This is a genomic window from Sphingomonas aerolata, assembly GCF_023935825.1.
GTDB classification, from domain to species: Bacteria; Pseudomonadota; Alphaproteobacteria; order Sphingomonadales; family Sphingomonadaceae; genus Sphingomonas; species Sphingomonas aerolata.
On sequence record NZ_CP098762.1, the window covers coordinates 1,954,983 to 1,974,471 of the forward strand.

A 19,489-nucleotide genomic window follows, 5' to 3' on the forward strand; every position below is an offset into this window, starting at 1 on the left:
ATGACCATGCACGTCGAACAGATCGAAAGGGCGCCGCTCGATCCGGCGTTCGTCACAGCGCTCCAGCAGCGTTTCGGCACTGCGGTGCACATGAGCGACGCGATGCGCCTCCACCACGGCAGCAGCGAGGCGCATTTCGCCCCGATGCTGCCCGACGCGGTTGTCTTCGCGCGGTCGACCGAGGAGGTGGTGGATCTCGTCAGGCTGTGCGCCGCGGCCAAGGTGCCGATCGTCCCGTTCGGTGCGGGGACCTCGATCGAGGGCAACACGCTGGCGGTGCATGGCGGCGTTTCGGTCGACCTTTCCGAGATGACCCAGATCGTGTCGATCAACGCCGAGGACTTTGATTGTACGGTACAGGCCGGCGTCCGTCGCGAACAGCTCAACGAGCATATCCGCGACCTGGGGCTGTTCTTCCCGATCGATCCCGGTGCGAATGCGACGATCGGCGGAATGGCTGCGACGCGCGCAAGCGGCACCAATGCGGTGCGCTATGGCACGATGCGCGAGGCCGTGCTGAGCCTGCGCGTGGTAACGCCCGATGGCCGCGAGATCCGTACGAGCCGTCGCGCGCGGAAGTCGGCGGCGGGCTATGATCTGACCCGGCTGTTCGTAGGCTCCGAAGGCACGCTCGGCATCATCACCGAGGTGACGCTGCGGCTGCACGGCATTCCCGAGGCGATCTCGTCCGCGGTGTGCAGCTTTGAGACGTTGAACGGCGCGGTCGATACTGTAGTTCAGGCGATCCAGATCGGCGTGCCGCTCGCTCGCGTCGAAATTCTCGACGACAAGCAGATGAAGGCGGTCAACGCCTGGTCGAAGCTAGATTACCCCGAACTGACCACGCTGTTCTTCGAATTCCACGGCTCACCGAGCTATGTCGACGAACAGGCGGAGACCGTGCGCGAGCTGGCGGCGGCAAACGGCGGCGGTGATTTCCGCTGGTCGAACCTGCCCGAGGAACGCTCGAAGTTGTGGAAGGCCCGACACGAGGCATATTACGCGGCGGTCAACCTGCGTCCGGGCGCAGTCGGCTGGGCGACGGACGTGTGCGTGCCGATCAGCCGCCTGGCGCAGTGCATCGGCGAGACCAAGGCCGACCTCCAGGTGTCGTCGGTCCCCGCGACCATTCTCGGGCATGTCGGCGACGGCAATTTCCATGTCGTCTTCTCGATCGATCCGGAGTCCGAGGCGGAACTGGCCGAGGTCTCGGCGATCAACGCACGGATGGTCGAACGCGCGCTGGCGATGGACGGCACCTGCACCGGCGAACACGGCATCGGCATCGGCAAGCAGGACTGGCTGGTCGCCGAACTGGGCGACGCGGTCGAACTGATGCGGACGCTGAAGCACGCGCTGGACCCCGACAATCTGTTCAATCCGGGCAAGATCTTCGCGTTCTAAACGCCGTTCCGGTATCGGACGCGCGTCACAACAAGGATCGTGGAGAGAATGATGGACAGCCTGCACCTGGTGGATCCGACGCTGCGCCCGCTGCTCGAGATGATGCCGCAGATCTCGCTCACCGCCGACATCCTGCCGGCGATGCGCGACCGACCGTCGATGCTGCCGCCTGCCGACGAAACCCTGGCGACGCTGGAGATCCATACGGTTCCAGGGCCTGCCGGGGCGCCCTATATCGACCTGCACGTCTTCCGCCCGGCGGGCGTCACCGGCGCCCTGCCGTGCATCTATCACATCCATGGCGGCGGCTATGTGATGGGCAAGGTGTCCGACTATGATCCGCTGCTTCGTCCGCTCGTCGCCGATCTGCAATGCGTCGTGGTGTCGGTCGAATACCGGCTGGCGCCGGAGACGAACTTTCCCGGCCCGATCGAGGATTGCTACGCAGGACTGGTATGGACGATCGCCCATGCCGACCGGCTCGGGATCGATCCGGCGCGGCTCGGCGTGATGGGGCAGAGTGCGGGCGGCGGGTATGCCGCGGCACTGGCCTTGATGGTGCGCGACCGGGGCGAGCATGCGCTCGCATTCCAGCACCTGATCTACCCGATGCTCGACGACCGTAGCTGTACCGCACCGCCGCATCCTTATGCCGGCGAGTTCGTCTGGACTGCGCAGAGCAATCGTTTTGGCTGGACCGCGTTGCTCGGCCACGCGCCCGGTGGCGACGCCGTGTCACCCTATGCCGCACCAGCGCGGGCGACGGATCTCGGCAACCTGCCGCCCGCCTATATCGCGACCGGCGCGCTCGATCTCTTCGTCGAAGAGGACATCGACTATGCGACGCGGCTGATCCGCTCCGGAGTGCCGGTCGAGCTTCACGTCTATCCCGGCGGTTATCACGCCTTCGATATCTTCGCCGACGGTCCGGTCTCGCAACAGGCACGCCGCGATAGCCACGAGGCTCTGCGCCGTGCGCTTGCATAAGGATCCAGAATGACCGATTTCGCCCGACCGATCGAGGCGGCCGCACCGCCATTTGCCAAGACGCTGTTGCCGTTGCTCGCGCTCGCGCTGGCCATGGCGGTCGGCTTCACGATGATGGGCGCATTCGGCACGGTGCAGGAAGGCGCGAAAGCCGAACTCCACTTCAGCGACTATACGCTGAGCCTTGTCCAGGGGCTGTCGGCGGCGCTGCCGCTGGCGGTGTTCTCGATCCCGATCGGCATCATGGTCGATCGCTTCAACCGCGTGCGAATGATGATCGCACTCGCGTTCGTGTGGACGCTGGGCACGGTGCTGACCGGGCTCGCGCACAGCGTTTCGTTGCTGTTCGTCGCACGCATGCTGACCGGGATCGGCACGACCGGCGCGCTGACCGCGGCGCTCTCGCTGTGCGCCGACTTCTGCGTTCCGACGCAGCGGGGCAGGGCGATGCTGATCGTCAACCTCGGCAAGTCGCTCGGCGTCGCGCTCGCCTTGGCACTGTCTGGCGCACTGTTCGGGCTGTTCGCACATGGCCGCGCGCCAGCGTGGTTCGCAGGGATGATGCCGTGGCGAAGTGTGCATCTGTGCCTGGCGGTCGTCAGCGTGCTCGCCATCCTGCCACTATTCCTGCTGCGCGAACCGGTGCGGCAGGAGGTTGCGGCCGGCACCCATGCGCCGTTCAAGGTCGTGGCTGGCGAACTCTGGGCGCGTCGCGTGTTCCTGATCCCGTTGTTCGTCGGCCAGATCAGCGTCGTGATGGCCGATGCCGCGGCTGGGATCTGGGTTTCGCCGGTCCTGTCGCGAACGTTCCACCTCCAACCCGACCAGTTCGCCGGCTGGATGGGCGCGCTGCTATTCGGTGCCGGCGTGGTCGGTGCGATCGTCGGTGGTCTGTCCGCCGATCGTGGGCAAAAGAGTGGCCGCCGCGGTGGCCTGCTGATCGGTGCGATTTTTGCCGCCGCGCTCGGCGTACCCGCGGCGTTGTTTCCGATCATGCCCTCTGTCCCGCTGTTCGGGGTCGCCGTGGGATTGTTGGTAACGTGCGGTGCGGTGACGGGCGTAGTGACTTCGGTGGCATTGACCGTGCTGATCCCCAACGAACTGCGCGGGTTGTGCATCGGCGCGTTCATCGCGATCGCTGGGCTGATCGGCTACGGCCTCGCGCCCACGCTGGTCGCGGCTGCAAGCGGCATGCTGGGCGGCGAAGCGCATCTCGCGCAAGGTCTCGCGATCGTCGGCGTCGTGACCAGCGCGATTTCCGTCGTCGCATTTACGATTGCAATGCGTCGCGCGCCGGTATCAGCAACGGCTTGACCTGTAAGATAGCTCTTGCAGGAGCTATCTGATAGCTGCATGATCGACCCAAGCCCGGCAAACGGGAGAAGGAGAGCGGTGGTGGGCGAGGGAAGCATGCAGAAGGAACGCGTCACGGTGTCGCCCGAGATGGCGGCATTCATCGGCGAGGGTATGGTCGACCCGACGACGTTTCCTGCCGATGCCGTGGTCCTCTGCTTCACGCTGGGCGAGCACACGCCGGCGCAGGTCACCGTCACGACCGGTGCGGTTCCTTCGGAGGAGCGGGCGGTCCTCATTCTCGCGGTCGAACGCGGTGCCTGCCTGCGGGTCTTCGATTACGCGCCTGACGCGAACATCGCGTGTCATCTGCCGAGCGAATTGCGGCTGATCGTCGTCGCGATCCGCGATTGCGCGCTCTCCGAGCCCTGGCGCAGCACACACCGGTCCGCGAAATGCATCGAACTCCTGTCCATCACGTTTCAGCGGATCGTCGAGGACGACCTTGTGCCGCTCGCGGGTGCCGGGCAGTTGTCTGCGAGGGACAGCCAGCGGATCGTCGCGGCCAAGCGCATGATCGACGAGCGCTGGGGTGAGAAGATGACGCTCGATTCGATCGCGCGCGCTTGTGGACTGAACCGTGCGAAGCTGACCCGCGGCTTCCGCGACATGTTCGCCTGCACGGTCGCCGACGCGCTGCTGGACAGGCGGCTCGGAGCGGCACGCCAGATGCTGATCGCGACCGATCTGCCGGTATCGTCGATCGGATACCAGTGCGGCTATCTCAACAATGCCAGTTTTACGCGGGCCTTCTCGCGGCAGTTTGGCGCGACCCCGTCGTCGCTGCGCGCACCACGGCTCGCGGCATGAGCGCGACGAGCGTGCGACTGATCGAGGGCGGCTCGCTGGTCGATCAGGCGGTCCATGCGGTCCGCACGCACATCCGCACGAACGACATGAAAGTCGGCGACACGCTGCCGTCCGAAGGGCATTTTGCGACAGAACTGGGTGTCAGCCGCCCAGTACTCCGCGAGGCGTTCGGCGCGCTAGCGGCGTTGCGACTTATCGACGTGGGCAACGGCAGGCGCGCGCGTGTAGCCGCGATCGACGGATCTGTGATGGCAACGTCGCTCGACCACGCGGTGGCAACGGCGCAAATCTCGATGGTACAGATCTGGGACGTGCGCCGTACGCTGGAACTGCGCACTGCCGAGCTCGCCGCGATCGACCGCACCGACGAAGAGGCGCAGACGATCATCGGTCTGGCCGAGGCAATGGAAGCAGCCGGTAGCGATATCGATGCGCTGACCCGCCACGACATCGCGTTTCACCAAGCAATCGCGCAGGCTGGACGCAACATGTTGTTCTTGCAGATCATCCGCTCGTTCGCACCGATGATGGTTCATGCAGTTCCTGCAGCGTGGGCAACGCGGACCACCGCGCGGCAGCGTGCCGCCGTGCTGGCACATCATCATGCGTTAGCGCGCACGATCGCCGATCGTGACCCGAAAGCTGCGACCGCAGCAATGAACACGCATTTTGTCGCGTCCATCGGTGATCTGTTTGCCCGTCGTGAGAATGATAATTAGCCAGCGCTTTCTGGACGAGCATCGATCGTTATTCAAAGAGTTTAGAGCACCGGCTGTACCAACAGAATGACATCAAGGATTGGCGGGTGTGGACGCATATATGTCGTCTCAAAGGACGTAGCTCTGCGAGCCGGTACGGGCAATGAAGGTTGCGAAATGCCTGAGCCTTGGAAGGTCTGAGATCAGATGCACATGTCAACGAATTGACCACGCTTCCAAGCATCCTCCGTTGCGTTCCCCCGCCGAAACCGGCTCTAGTCAATGATAAACGAGCGTCCATTTCCGTGACGCAACTGACTGCATTTGAACGTCCGCAACTGGGTCATCCTCCGCAAATATTGCGACCCGGTAGGCCATCCGGACTGTCTGCTTACCGGCGGAAAGAATCAAATGCCGAATATGTATCAAGAACTCGACGAGCGCGATCGACGACGGGTTTGTCGATTAGTTTGCCGTCGACGGCAACGGCTCCGAACGCGCCGTCGATAGCGGCAACCACGCGGGTGGCCCAGTCCACGTCAGAGGCGGAGGGCAGGAATGCCGCGTTGACGATCCCCACCTGTCGTGGATGGACGCAAAGCTTTCCGCCGAAGCCGAAGCGACGTGCGTGGTCGGTGTCGCGTGCCAGCGCCTCGTCGTTAGAGAGATCCGTGGAAACGCCATCAACCGGTGCTGCAAGTCCGGCGCTTCGCGAGTGAAGGACGAGCTGGGTACGGACATAGTCGATCTCCGCCTGGTCGCCGTCGATGCCGGCGTCCGCCTGAAAGTCCACCGTGCCGAACGACAGCCGTGAGAGACCGGGTGCGGTGACGAGGTCCGCCAGGTTCAAGACCGCCGAAACGGTTTCCACCAGTGCATGGAGCGGCTTGCCGGCTGCTGCCTCGTGCATCGCCGCGAAGTCCGACGCGCGCTCGGCCTTGGGCAGCATCAGTCCAGCGACGCCTGGCAGTGCGGCGAGTCCACGTACGTCGTCCGCATGCCACTCGGTATCCAGACTGTTGACGCGCACGAAGAAGCGCGGTTCCGGCAGACTGGCGAGCGCATCGTATATCGTATCGCGCGCGGCAACTTTGCGGTCGGGGAGGACAGCGTCTTCGAGATCGATCACAACGAGGTCCGCGCCGCTCGCGCGCGCCTTTTCGAAACGCTCGGCACGATCGCCGGGCACGAACAGGATACTGCGGGCGGCACTGGTCATGAAAAATCCTCTACAGGCCGGATACGGGATCGCGGCGGAAAGTCTGGGAATAGGAATAGCGGTCCGCGGGATGGGTGTTGATCGCCATCTCGACGACCTCGCCACGTGCGTTCAAATACTGGCGCGTCAGGCGCAGGCCCGGCGTACCGGTCTTGGTTTCGAGCAATTTGGCGATCGGCGCGGGGATCGCCACCGCTTCGATATGCTGGCGGACTTCGGCGACGCGCTCGCCAAACTGTTCCTCGATCCGGCTGAAGATCGGCACGTCGCCGACATCGTCGTCGAGCTTCAGGCTGCGGAATGCCGGGTGGAGATAGATGTCCGAAAAGGAGATCGGGCTGGTCCCGGCGGCGCGGCGCAGCGCCATGAGATGCAGCCAGGTCTGGCCCGATGTCGCGCCGACCTGTTCGGAGAGCGGGCCGTCCAGCGCGATCGTCTCGCGCGCGATGATCGTGAGGCTGGTCTCGTTGGTGTATTGCTGGAGATCGGACAGCCCCTCCATCACCTGGCGATACGCCGCCGGGCGCGACAGCCCGAGGACGCGCGTGCCGACCCCGGCCTGTCGCGAAACCATGCCCGATTGCACGAGCCGCTTGATCGCCTCGCGCACGGTGAAGCGGCTCGCGCCGAACTGGTCGCACAGCTCGAACTCGGTCGGCAGCAGCGTGCCAATTGGATAGCGCCCATCCTCGATCTCGTTGATCAGCGTCTGGGCGAGTTGCAGGTAACGCGGTTGCTGACGAAGCTGGGGCATCAAATATCCATCGGTCGCTTTGTCGGGTGATCCGGACAATAGCGCACCGTCCAATGCCTTGGCGTTTGATGCAAGCGCGGGTGTCACCGGACCGCGCCGCGGGTCCGCAAGGCTGCCACGTCGTCATCGGTGTAGCCAAGCGTCGCGAGGATGGCGCTGGTATCCGCACCGAGTGTGGGAGCAGCCTTGTCCGGATGTTCGACGCCGCCCGCGCGGATCGAGGAAGCGATGCCGGGCAGGGGGCCGTGTTCGGGATGCTGGAAATCGATGATCCGCTTCGATTCCGCGAGAAACGGATTGTCGAGCGCTTGCTGAACGTCGAGCACTGGCGCGGCCGGCACGCGTCCTTCGAACAGCTGCATCCAGTCCGCGGTGGTGCGGGTCGACAGCACCGCATCCAGATCCGCGTTGAACGCCGGACGGTTCTCCAGCCGGGCGGCGAAGGTCGCGTAGCGCGGATCGGTCGCCCATTCGGGACGCTCGATCAGCCCGCACAGGACCTCGAAGAACTTCTCCTTGTTGCACATCACGAAGATCCAGCCGTCGCTGGTCGTGTAGAGCTGGCTGGGGGTGAGCGACGGGTGACTCGAGCGCGACGTGCGTTCGACGGTGACGCCGCCGTTGAGATACCATTCGGCGACATAATTGAGGTTGCCGAGCGCGACGTCGAACAGGCTGACGTCGAGATCGCGGCCGATCCCGCTGCCGCGCGCCGAGACGACGCCGGCCAGGATCGCGAGCGCAGCGGTGGTACCGGTCATGAAGTCGACGATCGACAGCCCGAAGCGTGCGGGCGGCGTTCCCGGCTCGCCGGTGAGCGACAGATAGCCGGCCTCGGCCTGCATCAGGTAATCATAGCCTGGCCATGCCGCGCGGCTGCCGGTACGACCATAGGCGGAGAGGTGGACGCAAGCGATCGCGGGGTTGAACTGCGACAGTGCGTCATAGTCGAGCCCGAGCTTTGCCGGCAGGTCGCCGCGCAAATTGTTGAACACCACGTCCGACTCCGCGACGAGCTTCTCGAGCACCGCGCGCCCGTCCGCGCTCTTCAGGTCGAGGCCGATGCTGCGCTTGTTGCGGTTGAGCGATTCGTAGAAATGGCTGTCGCCCGGCGCGAAGAAATACGGGCCGACATGCCGACCGATATCCCCGCCGTCCTTGTGATTTTCGATCTTGATGACCTCGGCGCCGAGATCGGCGAGCTGCTGCGTACCGAACGGCCCGGCGCCATATTGTTCGACCGCGACGATGCGGAGGCCGGCGAGTGGTTGATTATGCGCTGTCTGGCTCATGCCGGGTTCCGCGCGATGATCTGCTTGGCGATGATGATACGTTGCAGTTCGTTGGTGCCTTCGCCGATCGTCAGCAGCGGTGCATCGCGGTAAAGCCGCTCGACATTATATTCCTTCGAATAGCCGTAGCCGCCGAAGATCCGCATCGCCTCGATCGCATTTTCCAGCCCTGCTTCGGTCGCGAAGTATTTGGCCATGCCGGCTTCCATGTCGCAGCGCTCGCCGCGGTCATATGCCTTGGCGGCGGCTTCGGTGAGCAGCCGCGCGGCGTAGGTGCGCGTCGTCATCTCGCCGAGTTTCAGCTGGATAGCCTGATGCTCGCAGATCGGCTTGCCGAACGTCTTGCGCGTCTGCGCATAGGCGACCGCCTCGTCGAGTGCTGCCTGCGCGATGCCGACGCCGCGCGCGGCGACGTTGATGCGGCCGAGTTCGAGCCCGCCCAGCACCTGCTTCAGGCCGACGCCCTCGATCCCGCCGATCAGCCGATCGACCGGCACGCGGTACCCGTCGAAGGTCAGCGCATTGCTGTCGATGCCCTTGTAGCCAAGCTTCTCCAGCTTCTTCGACACGATGAAGCCGTCTCCCTTCTCGGCGATCAGCAGGCTCATGCCCTTGTGGCGTGGCTCGGCGGCCGTGTCGGTCTTGACCAGCAACAGGATGGTGTTGCCCGAGCCCGAATTGGTGATCCACATCTTGCTGCCGTTGACGACATAGTCGTCGCCGTCGCGGACCGCGGTGGTGCGAATCGCCTGCAGGTCGGTGCCCGCGTCGGGCTCGGTCAGGCCGATACCGCCGCGCAGTTCGCCGGTCGCAAACTTCGGCAGGTAATGGTCCTTCTGCGCCTCGGTACCGCAGCGCTGGACCGTCATCGCCATGATCATGTGGCTGTTGATGATCCCTGCGACCGACATCCATACGGTCGAGATCTTCTCGATGATCCGCGCATAGGTCAGCGTCGAAATGCCGAACCCACCGAATTCGGGCGCGATCATGAGCCCGAACAGGCCCATCTCCTTCATCGTGTCGACGATCTTCTGCGGGTATTCGTCGTCATGCTCGAGTTGGTGGACGAACGGCTTCACATCGGTTTCGAGGAACTTGTCGATCGAATCGAGGATCATGATCTCTTCGTCGGTCATCGCGCCATCGGCGGCGATCGCGTTTGCCAGGGTCATGCGGATACTCCTTGAGGGGCAGTGGCGCCGGCGAGGATGTCGCCGAGCGCGGAAGCGGGGTGCAGGTGCAGATCGAGCACGGCGGCGCGGATATGCGCTGCGCGGGTCGCGTCGACCGTGCGAGCGGCGTTCTCGAAATATTTGGCGTCGATGTCGGCGTTGCTGAGCGGCCGGTCGGATGCACCGCGGTTGATCGCCTCGCGGTGGCGCAGCATGCGGCCATCTCGGGTTTCGACCATGACTTCGCCAGTGAAGTGCTTGGGATAATCGCTGTCGGGGTCGACTGCGTATGTGACGCGGGCGGCTAGATCGAGCACCGCCGGATCGTTCAGTGCTGCCGGATCAAGCGAATCGAGCGTGAACTTGCCCGTCAGCAGCGCGGTCGCGACCGTGTAGGGAATCGAGAATTGCGCGTCATAGCCGGTGTGTGGCGTCCGCTTGGGTGCGACCGGCTCGCAGACGATCGGGATGACCGCCTCGGGCACCAGCACGATGACCTTGGCGATGTCGGCAGCGGTCAGGTCGTATTCCGCACGCAGCGCGATCGCCGCATCGATCGCGGCATGCGTCATGTGGCACGCGGGAAGCGGCTTTACCGACACCGCCTCGATCTCCCAGGTATCGCCAAGCGCTTCGGTTGCCTGCGCGAGCAGGGCGGGGGCGGCGTCGCGCAGATACAGCGCATAGAGACCGAACCGGCCTTCATAGGCAGCCGGCGGTCCGACGAAGCCGCGCTTGGCAAGCGTCGCCGCGGTCAGTGCCGAACTCGCCGCCCAGCCTGGATGCAAGCGCTTGGTCCACGCACCGTCGGCCAGGAACTCCAGACTCCCGCCGGCCATCGACAACACGATCCCCTGCGCCATCGCGATCTGCTGCGCGTCAAGTCCGAGCAACCTGCCGGCCGCGAGCGTCGATCCGAACGCGCCGATCAATCCCGTCGGGTGAAAGCCGAAGCCGTGAAATCCACCAGCGCCGACCGCCGCGACGCGGGTCGAGACCTCCATCGCCGCGATATAGGCGACGAGCAGATCGGCGCCCGATGCGCCGGCTTTGTCCGCCGCGACCAGCGCAGTCGGAAAGGCGCTGACGGTCGCATGGATGATCCCGCGTGAATGCGTGTCGTCATAGTCGAGGCCGTGCGTAACGATGCCGTTCATCAGCGCCGCGTCCCGCATTGCCAGCGTGCGGCCATAGCCGAGCACCGGCGCTGTTCCGCTGCCGAGGTCCCCCGCGGCGGCGAACGTCGCCTCGGCCCAGTCTGCGCCGACTGCCGCTAGGCCAGTGCCGACCGAGTCGAGGATCAGGTGGCGTGCGCGCTCCTTGACCCGCTCGGGAATGGCATCGATCGTCAGGCCAGTCGCGAAATCGGCGAAGGTTTGCGAGAGCGTCACTTGGCGGCTCCCCCAAGGACCAGCGAGTCGTCGGCGACGTCGTCGAGCGACTGACCGGTGGTCTCGATGTTCAAAAGACCGACGGCGGCGATCATGCAGGCGAGCACCACGCCGACCATGCCGAGCACGCCCTCCAGCCCGAAGCGCTCAAACAGCGCGACGGTGGCATAGGGCGTGACCATCGACGCGGCCCGTCCGCACATGCCCGCGAAACCGGTGCCACGCAGCCGATAGGCGGTCGGGAACAGCTCGGGGATGTAGGCAAACAGCGCCAGCGTCACGAGCGTGTAGATGCTCGACACGAGCAGGAAGCCCGTTAGCGGCACCATCAGGTCGCCGTGCGCATTGGGATACAGGAAGCCGAAGATCATGATCGCGACAGCCGCCGCGATCAGCGAGGCGCGGCGCGAGATGCGGTCGGCGATACCGATCGCGACGATCGCACCGAACACGCTGCCGAACGACATCAGCGTCGTGTACCAGAGCGAGGTGACGATCCCCGTGCCGTGGCTCACCAGGAAGGTCGGCAACCACGCGACGAACCCATAGACCGAGACGTTGACGGCGATCGCGGCGAGCGTCGCGGCGATCAGACGGCGGCGAAGTTTGGCGCCGAAGAGTGCGCTGAGCGGTGCGTGGACCTTTGGCACGATGCGGACTTCGGGGACGGCGGCAAGGGGCCCCTTATGCTTGACGACGTCGGCTTCGATCTCGCGAAGCGTCGCCTCTGCCTCCTCGTTGCGGCCGACCGATTCCAGCCACCGCGGCGATTCCGGCATCTTCTTGCGCATCACCCAGACGATCAGCGCAAGGATGCCGCCGATCGCGAACATGTAGCGCCAGCCGAGCGTCGGGATGACGATATAGCCGACCGAGGTCGCGACCAGCAGGCCCGAATTGACGACCATGCCCATGATCGACACCCAGCGACCACGATAGGCCGGCGGGATAAACTCGCCGAGCGTGCCCGCCGCGACCACCAGCTCGGCGCCGAGGCCGATGCCCATGATGAAGCGGCAGACGATCAGGAACGTCATGTTGGGCGAGAAGATCGCCGCGATCGAGGCTAGCCCGAACAGCGCGAGGTTGAACTGGTAAGAGGCGCGACGTCCGAAGCGATCGCCGACATAGCCGGCCATGCCTGCGCCGATCATCATGCCGAGGAAGGTCATCGACATGAACACCGCAGCATGCGCAAGCGTCGAGAAGCCCTCGGCCTTCAGCGCGGCGATGACACCCCCCGCGAGATACACGTCGAACGCGTCTAGGAATGCGCCCGCGCTGATCAGCCCCAGGATGCGCCAGTGGAATCGGGAGATAGGCAGACGGTCCAGCCTGGCTCCTGCGTTGACGGCGATGGTATCGGCCATGGGGCTACCTCTCTTCGTAATGACGACGGGCCGGGTCTTCTTTTGTCGAAGCTCTCGCAGGCCGCGCTGGGGGCGTCCGGTCACCAACGGCGACCGGTTAGTCGATTAGTCGGGCTATTTGTCGTCGGGAGATTCGCCGCGCTTGTAGACCAGCGAGTTGCGCGTGAACTCCATGATCTGCTTGGCGTCCTGGTTGAACGCCCGAGTGCGGGTGGTGACGATCCCCTGCGTCGGGCGCGACTTGGACTCGCGGATTTCGAGTACTTCGGTTTCCGCGGTCAGCGTGTCGCCGCCGAACACCGGATGGGTAAGCTTGATCTCGGTCCAGCCGAGATTGGCGGGGGACTTGCCGCTCACGTCGTTGACGGTCATGCCGAGCACGATCGCCAGGGTCAGCCCGCTATTTACCAGCAGCCGCCCGAACTCGCTCTTGGCGGCATATTGCGCGTCGCAATGCATCGGGTGCGAATTCATCGTCATCAACGAGAACTGGATATTGTCCGCGTCGGTTATCGTCCGCCCGGGGCGATGCTCGTAAATGTCCCCGACGACGAAATCCTCGAGATACCGGCCATAGCTCGCGCGGTAGCGCTGCTCGCCAACCTTGATAGCCGAAAGGCTCATACATCCTCCTTATCGCTTTGTACGGACATTATCGAACTTATGGTACGCTGGCAAGGTGAAGCCGGTGCCGGCGGTCAGAACGCCACTTCGGCCCTTGCCGCGAACGTGTCGCCGCTATCGCGCCCGATGAAACTGCCGGTCCGGTTGTCGGTACGGAAATGGGTATAGTCCGCCATGAACCGGAAATTGTTGGTCAGCGACCAGTTCAGGCCGAGCGTGCCCGCCGTACCGGTGCCGCCGAGCGGGAGGCTAGAACTGTCGAGATCCTCGTAGCGTATCACCGCCTCCAGCGCCCCCCATCCGCCATCGAGCACCGAGTTCAGCACGTTCGGCGCGACATAGGTGCCGCTGCGCGAGGCATAGGTCGGCGTCTCGCCGGTGATCCAGAAGCCGCCATTGACCGACAAGGCCTTGATCTTGCCGCTGCGGAAGGTCGAGGTCGGGCCGCCATGCACGGTCCGCTGACCATATTCGCCGAACGCGTAGAATGGCCCGAGCGTGCCGCCGAGTTCGAGGCCGAACGCCTTTGATCCGTCCGCGCCAGCCAGCGCTGCGGACTCGACACGGACGCTGTTGTTGAGCGCGCCCGCCATACCTTGCGCGAACGTGGTCGGCAGAGTCGTATCGGGGATGTTCTCGCTATACGCCCAGCCGCCGATGTGGATCAGGCCATGCTTGGTGAGGATCGGGTTCCAGTGCGCGCGGCCCAGCAGCATGCGGTTGTCGCTACGCGTGAAATCGCTGTCGATCGCATCGCCGTGAACGCCAAGGCTCGCATGCCAGTTCTTGCCGCCCGCACGGCCGACCGCGCCCATCAGGAAGACCTTGCCGCCCTGCGTCGCGAGCGCGGTGGTATTGATGTTGGTGGTGATGAAGGGGTTGGCGGTCGACGCGGTGCCGATGTCGATGCCGCGATCGGTGATCAGATTGCCGAACCGGACATCGGCGTCGGTCTTGCCGAACTTCTGGCGGTAACCGACAAACGCCTGCACGACCTCGGTCGCGTTACGCCGGAAATCGGTCTCGAACTGATAGAAGAGGTGATCGCCGATCGTGCCAATTGCGCCGACGCGAAACTGGCGCAGCGTCGAGACGGTGATGTTGCGACGGTCGAAATCCGACCCCCCGGTCGAGGAGATATCCGCCAACAACCGCCCGCGCATCTTGAACGAGAACTTTCCGTCGCGGCTGCTGAACACGGGGGCCCCCCGGCTCCAGTCGACCGCGAGATCGGCCGGCAGCGCGACCCCGCCGGCGTTGACGACCTGCGGGTTGCCGACCGGCACGGGAGCGATCTTCGCGCCGGGATCGGCCGTCTGGTTGGCGACCTGCACGCGGGTCGGGGCCGCTGACGGGGGTGCTGGCACAGGCGCTGCCAGTTGCGGGGCCGTTGATGGCGCAGCGGCCGGAGGTGGGGCATTCGCGGCAAGCGCACGGCCGGCTTTCGCCTTGGCATTGGCGATCAGCGTATCGGCGCGCTCGCGGCTGACCAGCTTGTTCTCGACCATCTCGTCGATCAGCGCCAGCATTGTCTGGTACGACGGATCGGTATCGAGCGGAGACGCCGTCTGCGCCTGCGCTGCCGATGGCAGCACGGCTAGCAACGCGCACAGCGATACGGCGTACGAATGACGCATACAGACATCCTCATCGATTGGGATCGTCCGTCTTGCGCGGCGCGACATCCTGGCACCAGCTTCACTGGCGTAAGATGATCCTAATGTCCGTACAAACGCTCTGTCAACACGGTTTTGCGCGGCGACGCGATCCGGGGCGCACCGATCAGGGCATATGCGGGATCGTCGTACGTGGCGCGAGATCGGGCCGCATCCGGATCAATCCCTCTTGCGTGACATGCGCGATCGCTCGCCCGTCGCGGCTATGGAAGACACCGCGTGCGATGCCGCGGCCATGTCCCGACCACGCGCTTTCGCTGGTATAGAGCAGCCAATCGTCCAGCGGCACGTCGTCGTGGAACCACATTGCGTGATCGAGGCTCGCGGTCTGCATGCTGTGCTCGAACATGTTGACGCCGTGCGGGATCAGCGACGCACTGAGCAGCGCATAATCGGACAGATAGGCGAGCACGCCGCGGCGCATGACGGGATCGGTTGGCACGCTTCCCCGAAACCGGATCCAGACATGGGATACGGGCGTGCCAGGCTTGGTCTGGAGGAACGCGGGAACGCCGCAGGGCCGGATATCGAAGGCGGACGGCTGGGAGAGGAACGCGACGGCTTGCGCGGAGATACCCGCATAGTCGCCAGCGAGGATGTCGAGTGAGCGCAGTTCCTCTGGCGGGGGAAGGTCGGGCATCGCGGTCGCATGCTCCAGGCCAGCTTCCGGCCGTTGGAACGATGCGGCCAGCGTCAGGATCGTCGCGCCGTTCTGGCTTGCGGTGACGCGGCGGTTCGCGAACGACTTGCCGTCGAAATCGCGCTCTACCCGGAAGATGATCGGTTGCGTCTCGGTGCCGGCGCGTAGGAAATAGGCGTGCATGCTGTGCGCCACGGCGGGTGCATCGACCGAAAGCTGCGCCGCCATCAGCGCCTGCGCCACGACCTGCCCGCCGAAGACGCGTGCGGTTGCGCCGGGTCGCTGGGGTCCGCGGAACAGGTCGGTATCGAGCGATTCGAGGTCGAGCAGCGCGACCAGTTCGGCGGCGAGGTCGGGCGTCGATAAGGTTTCGGTCATCGCCGCCCGTACCGCGCGCGCGGCCAGCGGCAAAGTCGCGCGGTCAGCTTTGTTCGGCAGCGAGCACCTTGATCGGGGCGATTTCGTCGACGCGACCGGCAAGGTCGAGCAGGTCGCGGTGAAGACGACCCGCGGCGAAGGCGAGCCCGAATACGCGGCCCGATGCGTCGAAATCCAGGGTCGCCGCCGCCTCGCTCCGTCGGAACAGATCGAGCGCGGTACCGAACGTCCGATAACAGGCTTCGACGTCGCCCCGATCGACCTTGCCCCGCGTGCGCAGCGCCTCCGAACACCGGGTCGCCAGCGCGGCATGCGCGGTCAGCATCGCCGCCGATGGCTTGGCGAGCGCTGCCATCGCCGCCGGGGGCAGCGGCTCGTCGAGTGCGCGACCGCTCAGCACCAAATCGTTGCGGATCCGCCAGAGCGTGCGCGGTACGGCGGCGGGGATACCGTGATCGGCGAGACGCGAGGCGCGTTCGCGGTCGGCATCCTTCATCGCCAGCTCCACCGCGGCGAGCGCATGACGCAGCGCGGCGTGTTCGGGGGATGATGGCAGCGCCAGCCCGGTGGTCAACGCGTCGGCCTGCGCCCGCAGCATCCGTTCGATATGGCTCAGCACGGCAAGCGTTCGCGCGATCACCACGCCGTGCGAGCGTGCCGGCAGGATCAGCATCGCCGCCAGCACACCGATCATGCCGCCCAGGCCGATCTCGATGATGCGATCCCGGACGAAGATCTCCACCGAAGAGCCCGGCGGCGCGCTGAGCAGCATGATTGCCGCAGTGACCGGCGCGATCCGCAGCCGCGGTCGGATCGACGCGACGAGCGCCGCGATGCCGGTAACGGTGACGAGCACCAGCCCGAGTTCGAGCGTATCGGTTCGCCCGAGAGCCGCGCCGATGCCGCCCAGCACCGCGCCCAGCAAGGTCCCCAGCAAGCGATCGGTCGCTGCGCCGAGCGTTCCCCCGATCGATGCCTGCATCACGATCAGTACGGTGAACACCGCCCAATAGCCTTCGTGCAGGCCGAGCGTCTTGTACGCCGCAAACGCCGCCGCAGTCGCGACGATCACGCGGACCGTTTGGCGCAGGCTGTCCGCATTCGCCTTGATCAACACGCTCGGTCGGAGATCCAATGTCAGCGCTTTTCCCTCAACTATCTGTAAATCAGTCCGTCGGCGGTAATGCTCTTACCTGCAATCGTAATTCGCCTTGATTGGCTTAGTTACAAGCCGATTGGCTGATATCGTCGCCCCCCGGGCTTGGTCTTTGCTTCAGCCTTACGCTCGCGCAGGATGCCTAGGATCTGACTCTCGGAAGATCGGCCATGCCGCATCACTCCCCCTCCATCTGACGAGATAACTTACCAATCGGATGAATTCTGAGGAGCGGGTCAAGGGAGATCGCTGCACCGTTTATAGGTCGCTGGCCCGCGCAAGCTGCTCCGTACCGCTGGCATGATCGAAAGCTCAAGTCAGCGGCGAACATGAACGGATGTCGGAAGCTGGAACGGCAAAAGCCGCATCGGGATGACCGAATGTTGGTCTTGGCAGCCCTGCAATGCCCAACAGTTTCGCCCACTTCCGGACTTTTAGGCTGGCGATCCGGGCGCCAAATAACGGCTATTCGTTCAGCGCGAAATTTCCCGTTTCTCCGTCTCCGATTGGCCATCTTGGGAAAGGCCAATCGGGAACGGATCTTGGGACGTAAGCTGCCCTAAGCTGTCTGCGTGATCGCCGGGGCGGCTGTCCCACTCTAAGTTTGTCTTTGGGAAGGTCTCTACAGTCACCCCGCCTACATCATTTTTCTTTTTGCGGGCCTCGCAGATCGGCATCGATCAGGGCCGCAACGTCGGTGACCGGAAGACCCTGCCGATCATTGAACGTGCCTGCCTTCGGCCAGGACACACCGCGACCGAGCGCGAAGGCGGCGCGGTATTTGCGCATCATGTTTTTCGGATCGTTCGCTAGCTCTTCCATCAGGAAAGGCACGGTCCAAACCGACCGCTTGAAGGCCCGGCCCAGTGCCACCTCCAATTTGTCGGCGACCTCGCCATATGTAACGGTGTCACCGGCCAGGAAGACGATGTCGTTGCGGATCGTCGGCTCGAAGAACACGATCTCGGCAGTCAGCACACCGATGTCATCCGGCGTCGTCAGCGTCACAGCGGTATCAAGGCTGCCGAGCGCGTGAACTTCGCTATTCTCCAGATCGACGACACCAAAGTCCGGCTCGAACAGGTAGCTCATGAACATGCCCGTGGAGATGATGACCCACTCGGTCTTGTCCTGCGAGCGCAGCAGCTCGCGCACGTCGAGCTGCGCATCGAAGATGTCCTGCGGCCCGCCGCGGCCGATCGCCTCGAAGTCGACGCCGAACTGCCAGGGGAAATAACGCGGGATGCCGGATTGCAGCGCCGCCTTGGCGAGCTTCATCGGCGTGTTGATCCCCGCTGCGTAACCCGCGCAGCCGATCACCGTATCGTAGTCCGAGAAGAGCGATGCCAGCTCATCGATGGTGTCGTTCACCAGGTCGCCGAGCACGATCTCGATCCCCGCTTCGCGGATCTCGGCGATATCACGCTGCTTGGAGGGATCGCCCGACTCGACGGCACTCTCGCGGAGAAGGACGCTGATTCTGGCACCGTCGATGCCCTTGGCGCGACGCGCCAGATTGCGGAGCACGGGCATGCCAAGCTCGCCGGCACCCAGTACGAGGATATTGCGTGAGTTCACATTGGAGACTGTATCGTTCATCGTTCTAACTCGTTTCACCGTGGATGCCGGTGATCTGGCAAGCCACGGGCAAGCGTGAAAGATGGGTACATGCGTGATACTGCCGTTCAATCTCTAAGCGAGGAGGACATCCTCCGATATTCGCAAACGGTTTGCGATGGCCTTCGGGACGATGACGACGGGGTGCGCCGTGAGGTGTTGGCCCATGCCGGTAACCGCTGGTCGCTTGGTGTCATCCATACGCTCGGCGTGTACGGCCAGCTTCGCCACGTGGAAATCGGCCGACGGATGCACGGTATTACGCAGCGGATGCTGACGCGCACGCTGCGCCATCTGGAGCGCGATGGATTGGTGGTGCGTCACGACTTCGAGGAGGTGGTTCCTCATGTAGAATATGCTCTATCCGAAACCGGATTGAAGCTACTGGTCATGATGGTTCCCCTGTGGACGTGGATCGTCGAAAACGTCGACAGCTTTCGCGCATCACGAGAGATGTTTGATCGGGAACACGCGGGAGAAGAGCCCTGAAGGCGACATCGGCTTACAGGCTTAACTTTCCAGAAATACCATCGTCTTTGGAAAAAGACCGCGCCCCGCTCTGTCTGCTATTGCAATAAACCGCTCCGTAAGCCTCCCGTCGACGCGCTTTCCTATGCTCGAACCGGCGACATTCTCGTAGTGTGGAAGCTCGACCGGCTTGGCCCTACCATGAAAGAACTTAGACGGTGTCTGAGCCTTCATCTGGGAAGCGCCATTGAAAAGTCAGCGAATTTAGACGCTGTCGGTGATCGGCAACAAATATCCAAGCTCGCTAAGCATTGATGTCGACTGGCTCGGTCGAAAAATCACTGAGATCAACTTATATCGTTTAAAGAGCCCTAATTGCTTCGCCACCCGTTACAATAAGTCCGCTGCCAAATTATTATTAAATGTGGCACTTTCCACCGTCTTGGCATTCTGGCCCTGAACGAGGCTAGGCCCTGA

General features: G+C 64.0%; 17 protein-coding genes. 6 read left to right on the forward strand and 11 right to left on the reverse strand.

What is annotated here, in order from left to right; translation table 11 throughout:
• The 5 genes from NEF64_RS09045 to NEF64_RS09065 are packed head-to-tail and all read left to right on the forward strand — an operon-like array spanning position 1 to position 5,273.
• Positions 1 to 1,404, forward strand: coding sequence for an FAD-binding oxidoreductase (locus NEF64_RS09045; protein WP_056409888.1), 1,404 nt, complete (start codon positions 1 to 3; stop codon positions 1,402 to 1,404).
• Between the two features lie 51 nt (positions 1,405 to 1,455).
• Positions 1,456 to 2,391 carry an alpha/beta hydrolase gene (locus NEF64_RS09050; RefSeq protein WP_056409970.1) on the forward strand — a complete coding sequence of 312 codons (936 nt, stop codon included), beginning with the start codon at positions 1,456 to 1,458 and terminating at the stop codon, positions 2,389 to 2,391.
• Between the two features lie 9 nt (positions 2,392 to 2,400).
• Positions 2,401 to 3,705 (forward strand): MFS transporter, encoded by a 1,305-nt coding sequence (locus tag NEF64_RS09055; protein WP_252574877.1) that lies wholly within the window; start codon positions 2,401 to 2,403, stop codon positions 3,703 to 3,705.
• Between the two features lie 39 nt (positions 3,706 to 3,744).
• Positions 3,745 to 4,554 carry a helix-turn-helix transcriptional regulator gene (locus NEF64_RS09060; RefSeq protein WP_252574879.1) on the forward strand — a complete coding sequence of 270 codons (810 nt, stop codon included), beginning with the start codon at positions 3,745 to 3,747 and terminating at the stop codon, positions 4,552 to 4,554.
• Positions 4,551 to 5,273, forward strand: coding sequence for a FadR/GntR family transcriptional regulator (locus NEF64_RS09065; protein ID WP_056409886.1), 723 nt, complete (start codon positions 4,551 to 4,553; stop codon positions 5,271 to 5,273). Before NEF64_RS09060 ends, NEF64_RS09065 begins: the two co-directional genes overlap by 4 nt.
• A 370-nt stretch (positions 5,274 to 5,643) precedes the next feature.
• Here NEF64_RS09065 and NEF64_RS09070 read toward each other — a convergent pair whose 3' ends face one another.
• The 11 genes from NEF64_RS09070 to NEF64_RS09120 form a co-directional block, all read right to left on the reverse strand.
• Complete coding sequence (locus NEF64_RS09070; protein ID WP_159511776.1) at positions 5,644 to 6,471, reverse strand: HpcH/HpaI aldolase/citrate lyase family protein; 828 nt, start codon at positions 6,469 to 6,471, stop codon at positions 5,644 to 5,646.
• A 10-nt stretch (positions 6,472 to 6,481) separates the two neighbouring features.
• Positions 6,482 to 7,225 carry a GntR family transcriptional regulator gene (locus tag NEF64_RS09075; RefSeq protein WP_252574881.1) on the reverse strand — a complete coding sequence of 248 codons (744 nt, stop codon included), beginning with the start codon at positions 7,223 to 7,225 and terminating at the stop codon, positions 6,482 to 6,484.
• Positions 7,226 to 7,308: 83 nt separating this feature from the next.
• Positions 7,309 to 8,517 (reverse strand): CaiB/BaiF CoA transferase family protein, encoded by a 1,209-nt coding sequence (locus tag NEF64_RS09080; RefSeq protein ID WP_056409880.1) that lies wholly within the window; start codon positions 8,515 to 8,517, stop codon positions 7,309 to 7,311.
• On the reverse strand, positions 8,514 to 9,692 hold the full coding sequence (locus NEF64_RS09085; RefSeq protein ID WP_082447108.1) for an acyl-CoA dehydrogenase family protein: 1,179 nt from the start codon (positions 9,690 to 9,692) through the stop codon (positions 8,514 to 8,516). The genes NEF64_RS09080 and NEF64_RS09085 overlap by 4 nt, the downstream gene beginning before the upstream one ends.
• Positions 9,689 to 11,083, reverse strand: coding sequence for an MmgE/PrpD family protein (locus tag NEF64_RS09090; protein ID WP_056409875.1), 1,395 nt, complete (start codon positions 11,081 to 11,083; stop codon positions 9,689 to 9,691). The genes NEF64_RS09085 and NEF64_RS09090 overlap by 4 nt, the downstream gene beginning before the upstream one ends.
• Positions 11,080 to 12,453 (reverse strand): MFS transporter, encoded by a 1,374-nt coding sequence (locus tag NEF64_RS09095; RefSeq protein WP_252574883.1) that lies wholly within the window; start codon positions 12,451 to 12,453, stop codon positions 11,080 to 11,082. Before NEF64_RS09095 ends, NEF64_RS09090 begins: the two co-directional genes overlap by 4 nt.
• Before the next feature lie 114 nt (positions 12,454 to 12,567).
• Positions 12,568 to 13,077 (reverse strand): MaoC family dehydratase, encoded by a 510-nt coding sequence (locus tag NEF64_RS09100; protein ID WP_031441432.1) that lies wholly within the window; start codon positions 13,075 to 13,077, stop codon positions 12,568 to 12,570.
• A 74-nt stretch (positions 13,078 to 13,151) separates the two neighbouring features.
• Positions 13,152 to 14,714: an OprO/OprP family phosphate-selective porin gene (locus NEF64_RS09105; protein ID WP_056409868.1), complete on the reverse strand. Its 1,563-nt coding sequence runs from the start codon at positions 14,712 to 14,714 to the stop codon at positions 13,152 to 13,154.
• Positions 14,715 to 14,859: 145 nt separating this feature from the next.
• Positions 14,860 to 15,771, reverse strand: a complete 912-nt coding sequence (locus NEF64_RS09110) for an acyl-CoA thioesterase (RefSeq protein WP_056409865.1) — start codon at positions 15,769 to 15,771, stop codon at positions 14,860 to 14,862.
• Positions 15,772 to 15,814: 43 nt separating this feature from the next.
• Entirely contained in the window at positions 15,815 to 16,888 is a 1,074-nt protein-coding gene (locus NEF64_RS09115) for an FUSC family protein (protein WP_031395709.1), read from the reverse strand.
• A gap of 681 nt (positions 16,889 to 17,569) precedes the next feature.
• Positions 17,570 to 18,526: an aromatic alcohol reductase gene (locus tag NEF64_RS09120; protein WP_031395708.1), complete on the reverse strand. Its 957-nt coding sequence runs from the start codon at positions 18,524 to 18,526 to the stop codon at positions 17,570 to 17,572.
• 69 nt (positions 18,527 to 18,595) lie between these two features.
• Between NEF64_RS09120 and NEF64_RS09125 the strand changes: the two genes are divergently transcribed.
• Positions 18,596 to 19,033 (forward strand): winged helix-turn-helix transcriptional regulator, encoded by a 438-nt coding sequence (locus NEF64_RS09125; RefSeq protein WP_031395707.1) that lies wholly within the window; start codon positions 18,596 to 18,598, stop codon positions 19,031 to 19,033.
• Positions 19,034 to 19,489 lie beyond the last annotated feature (456 nt).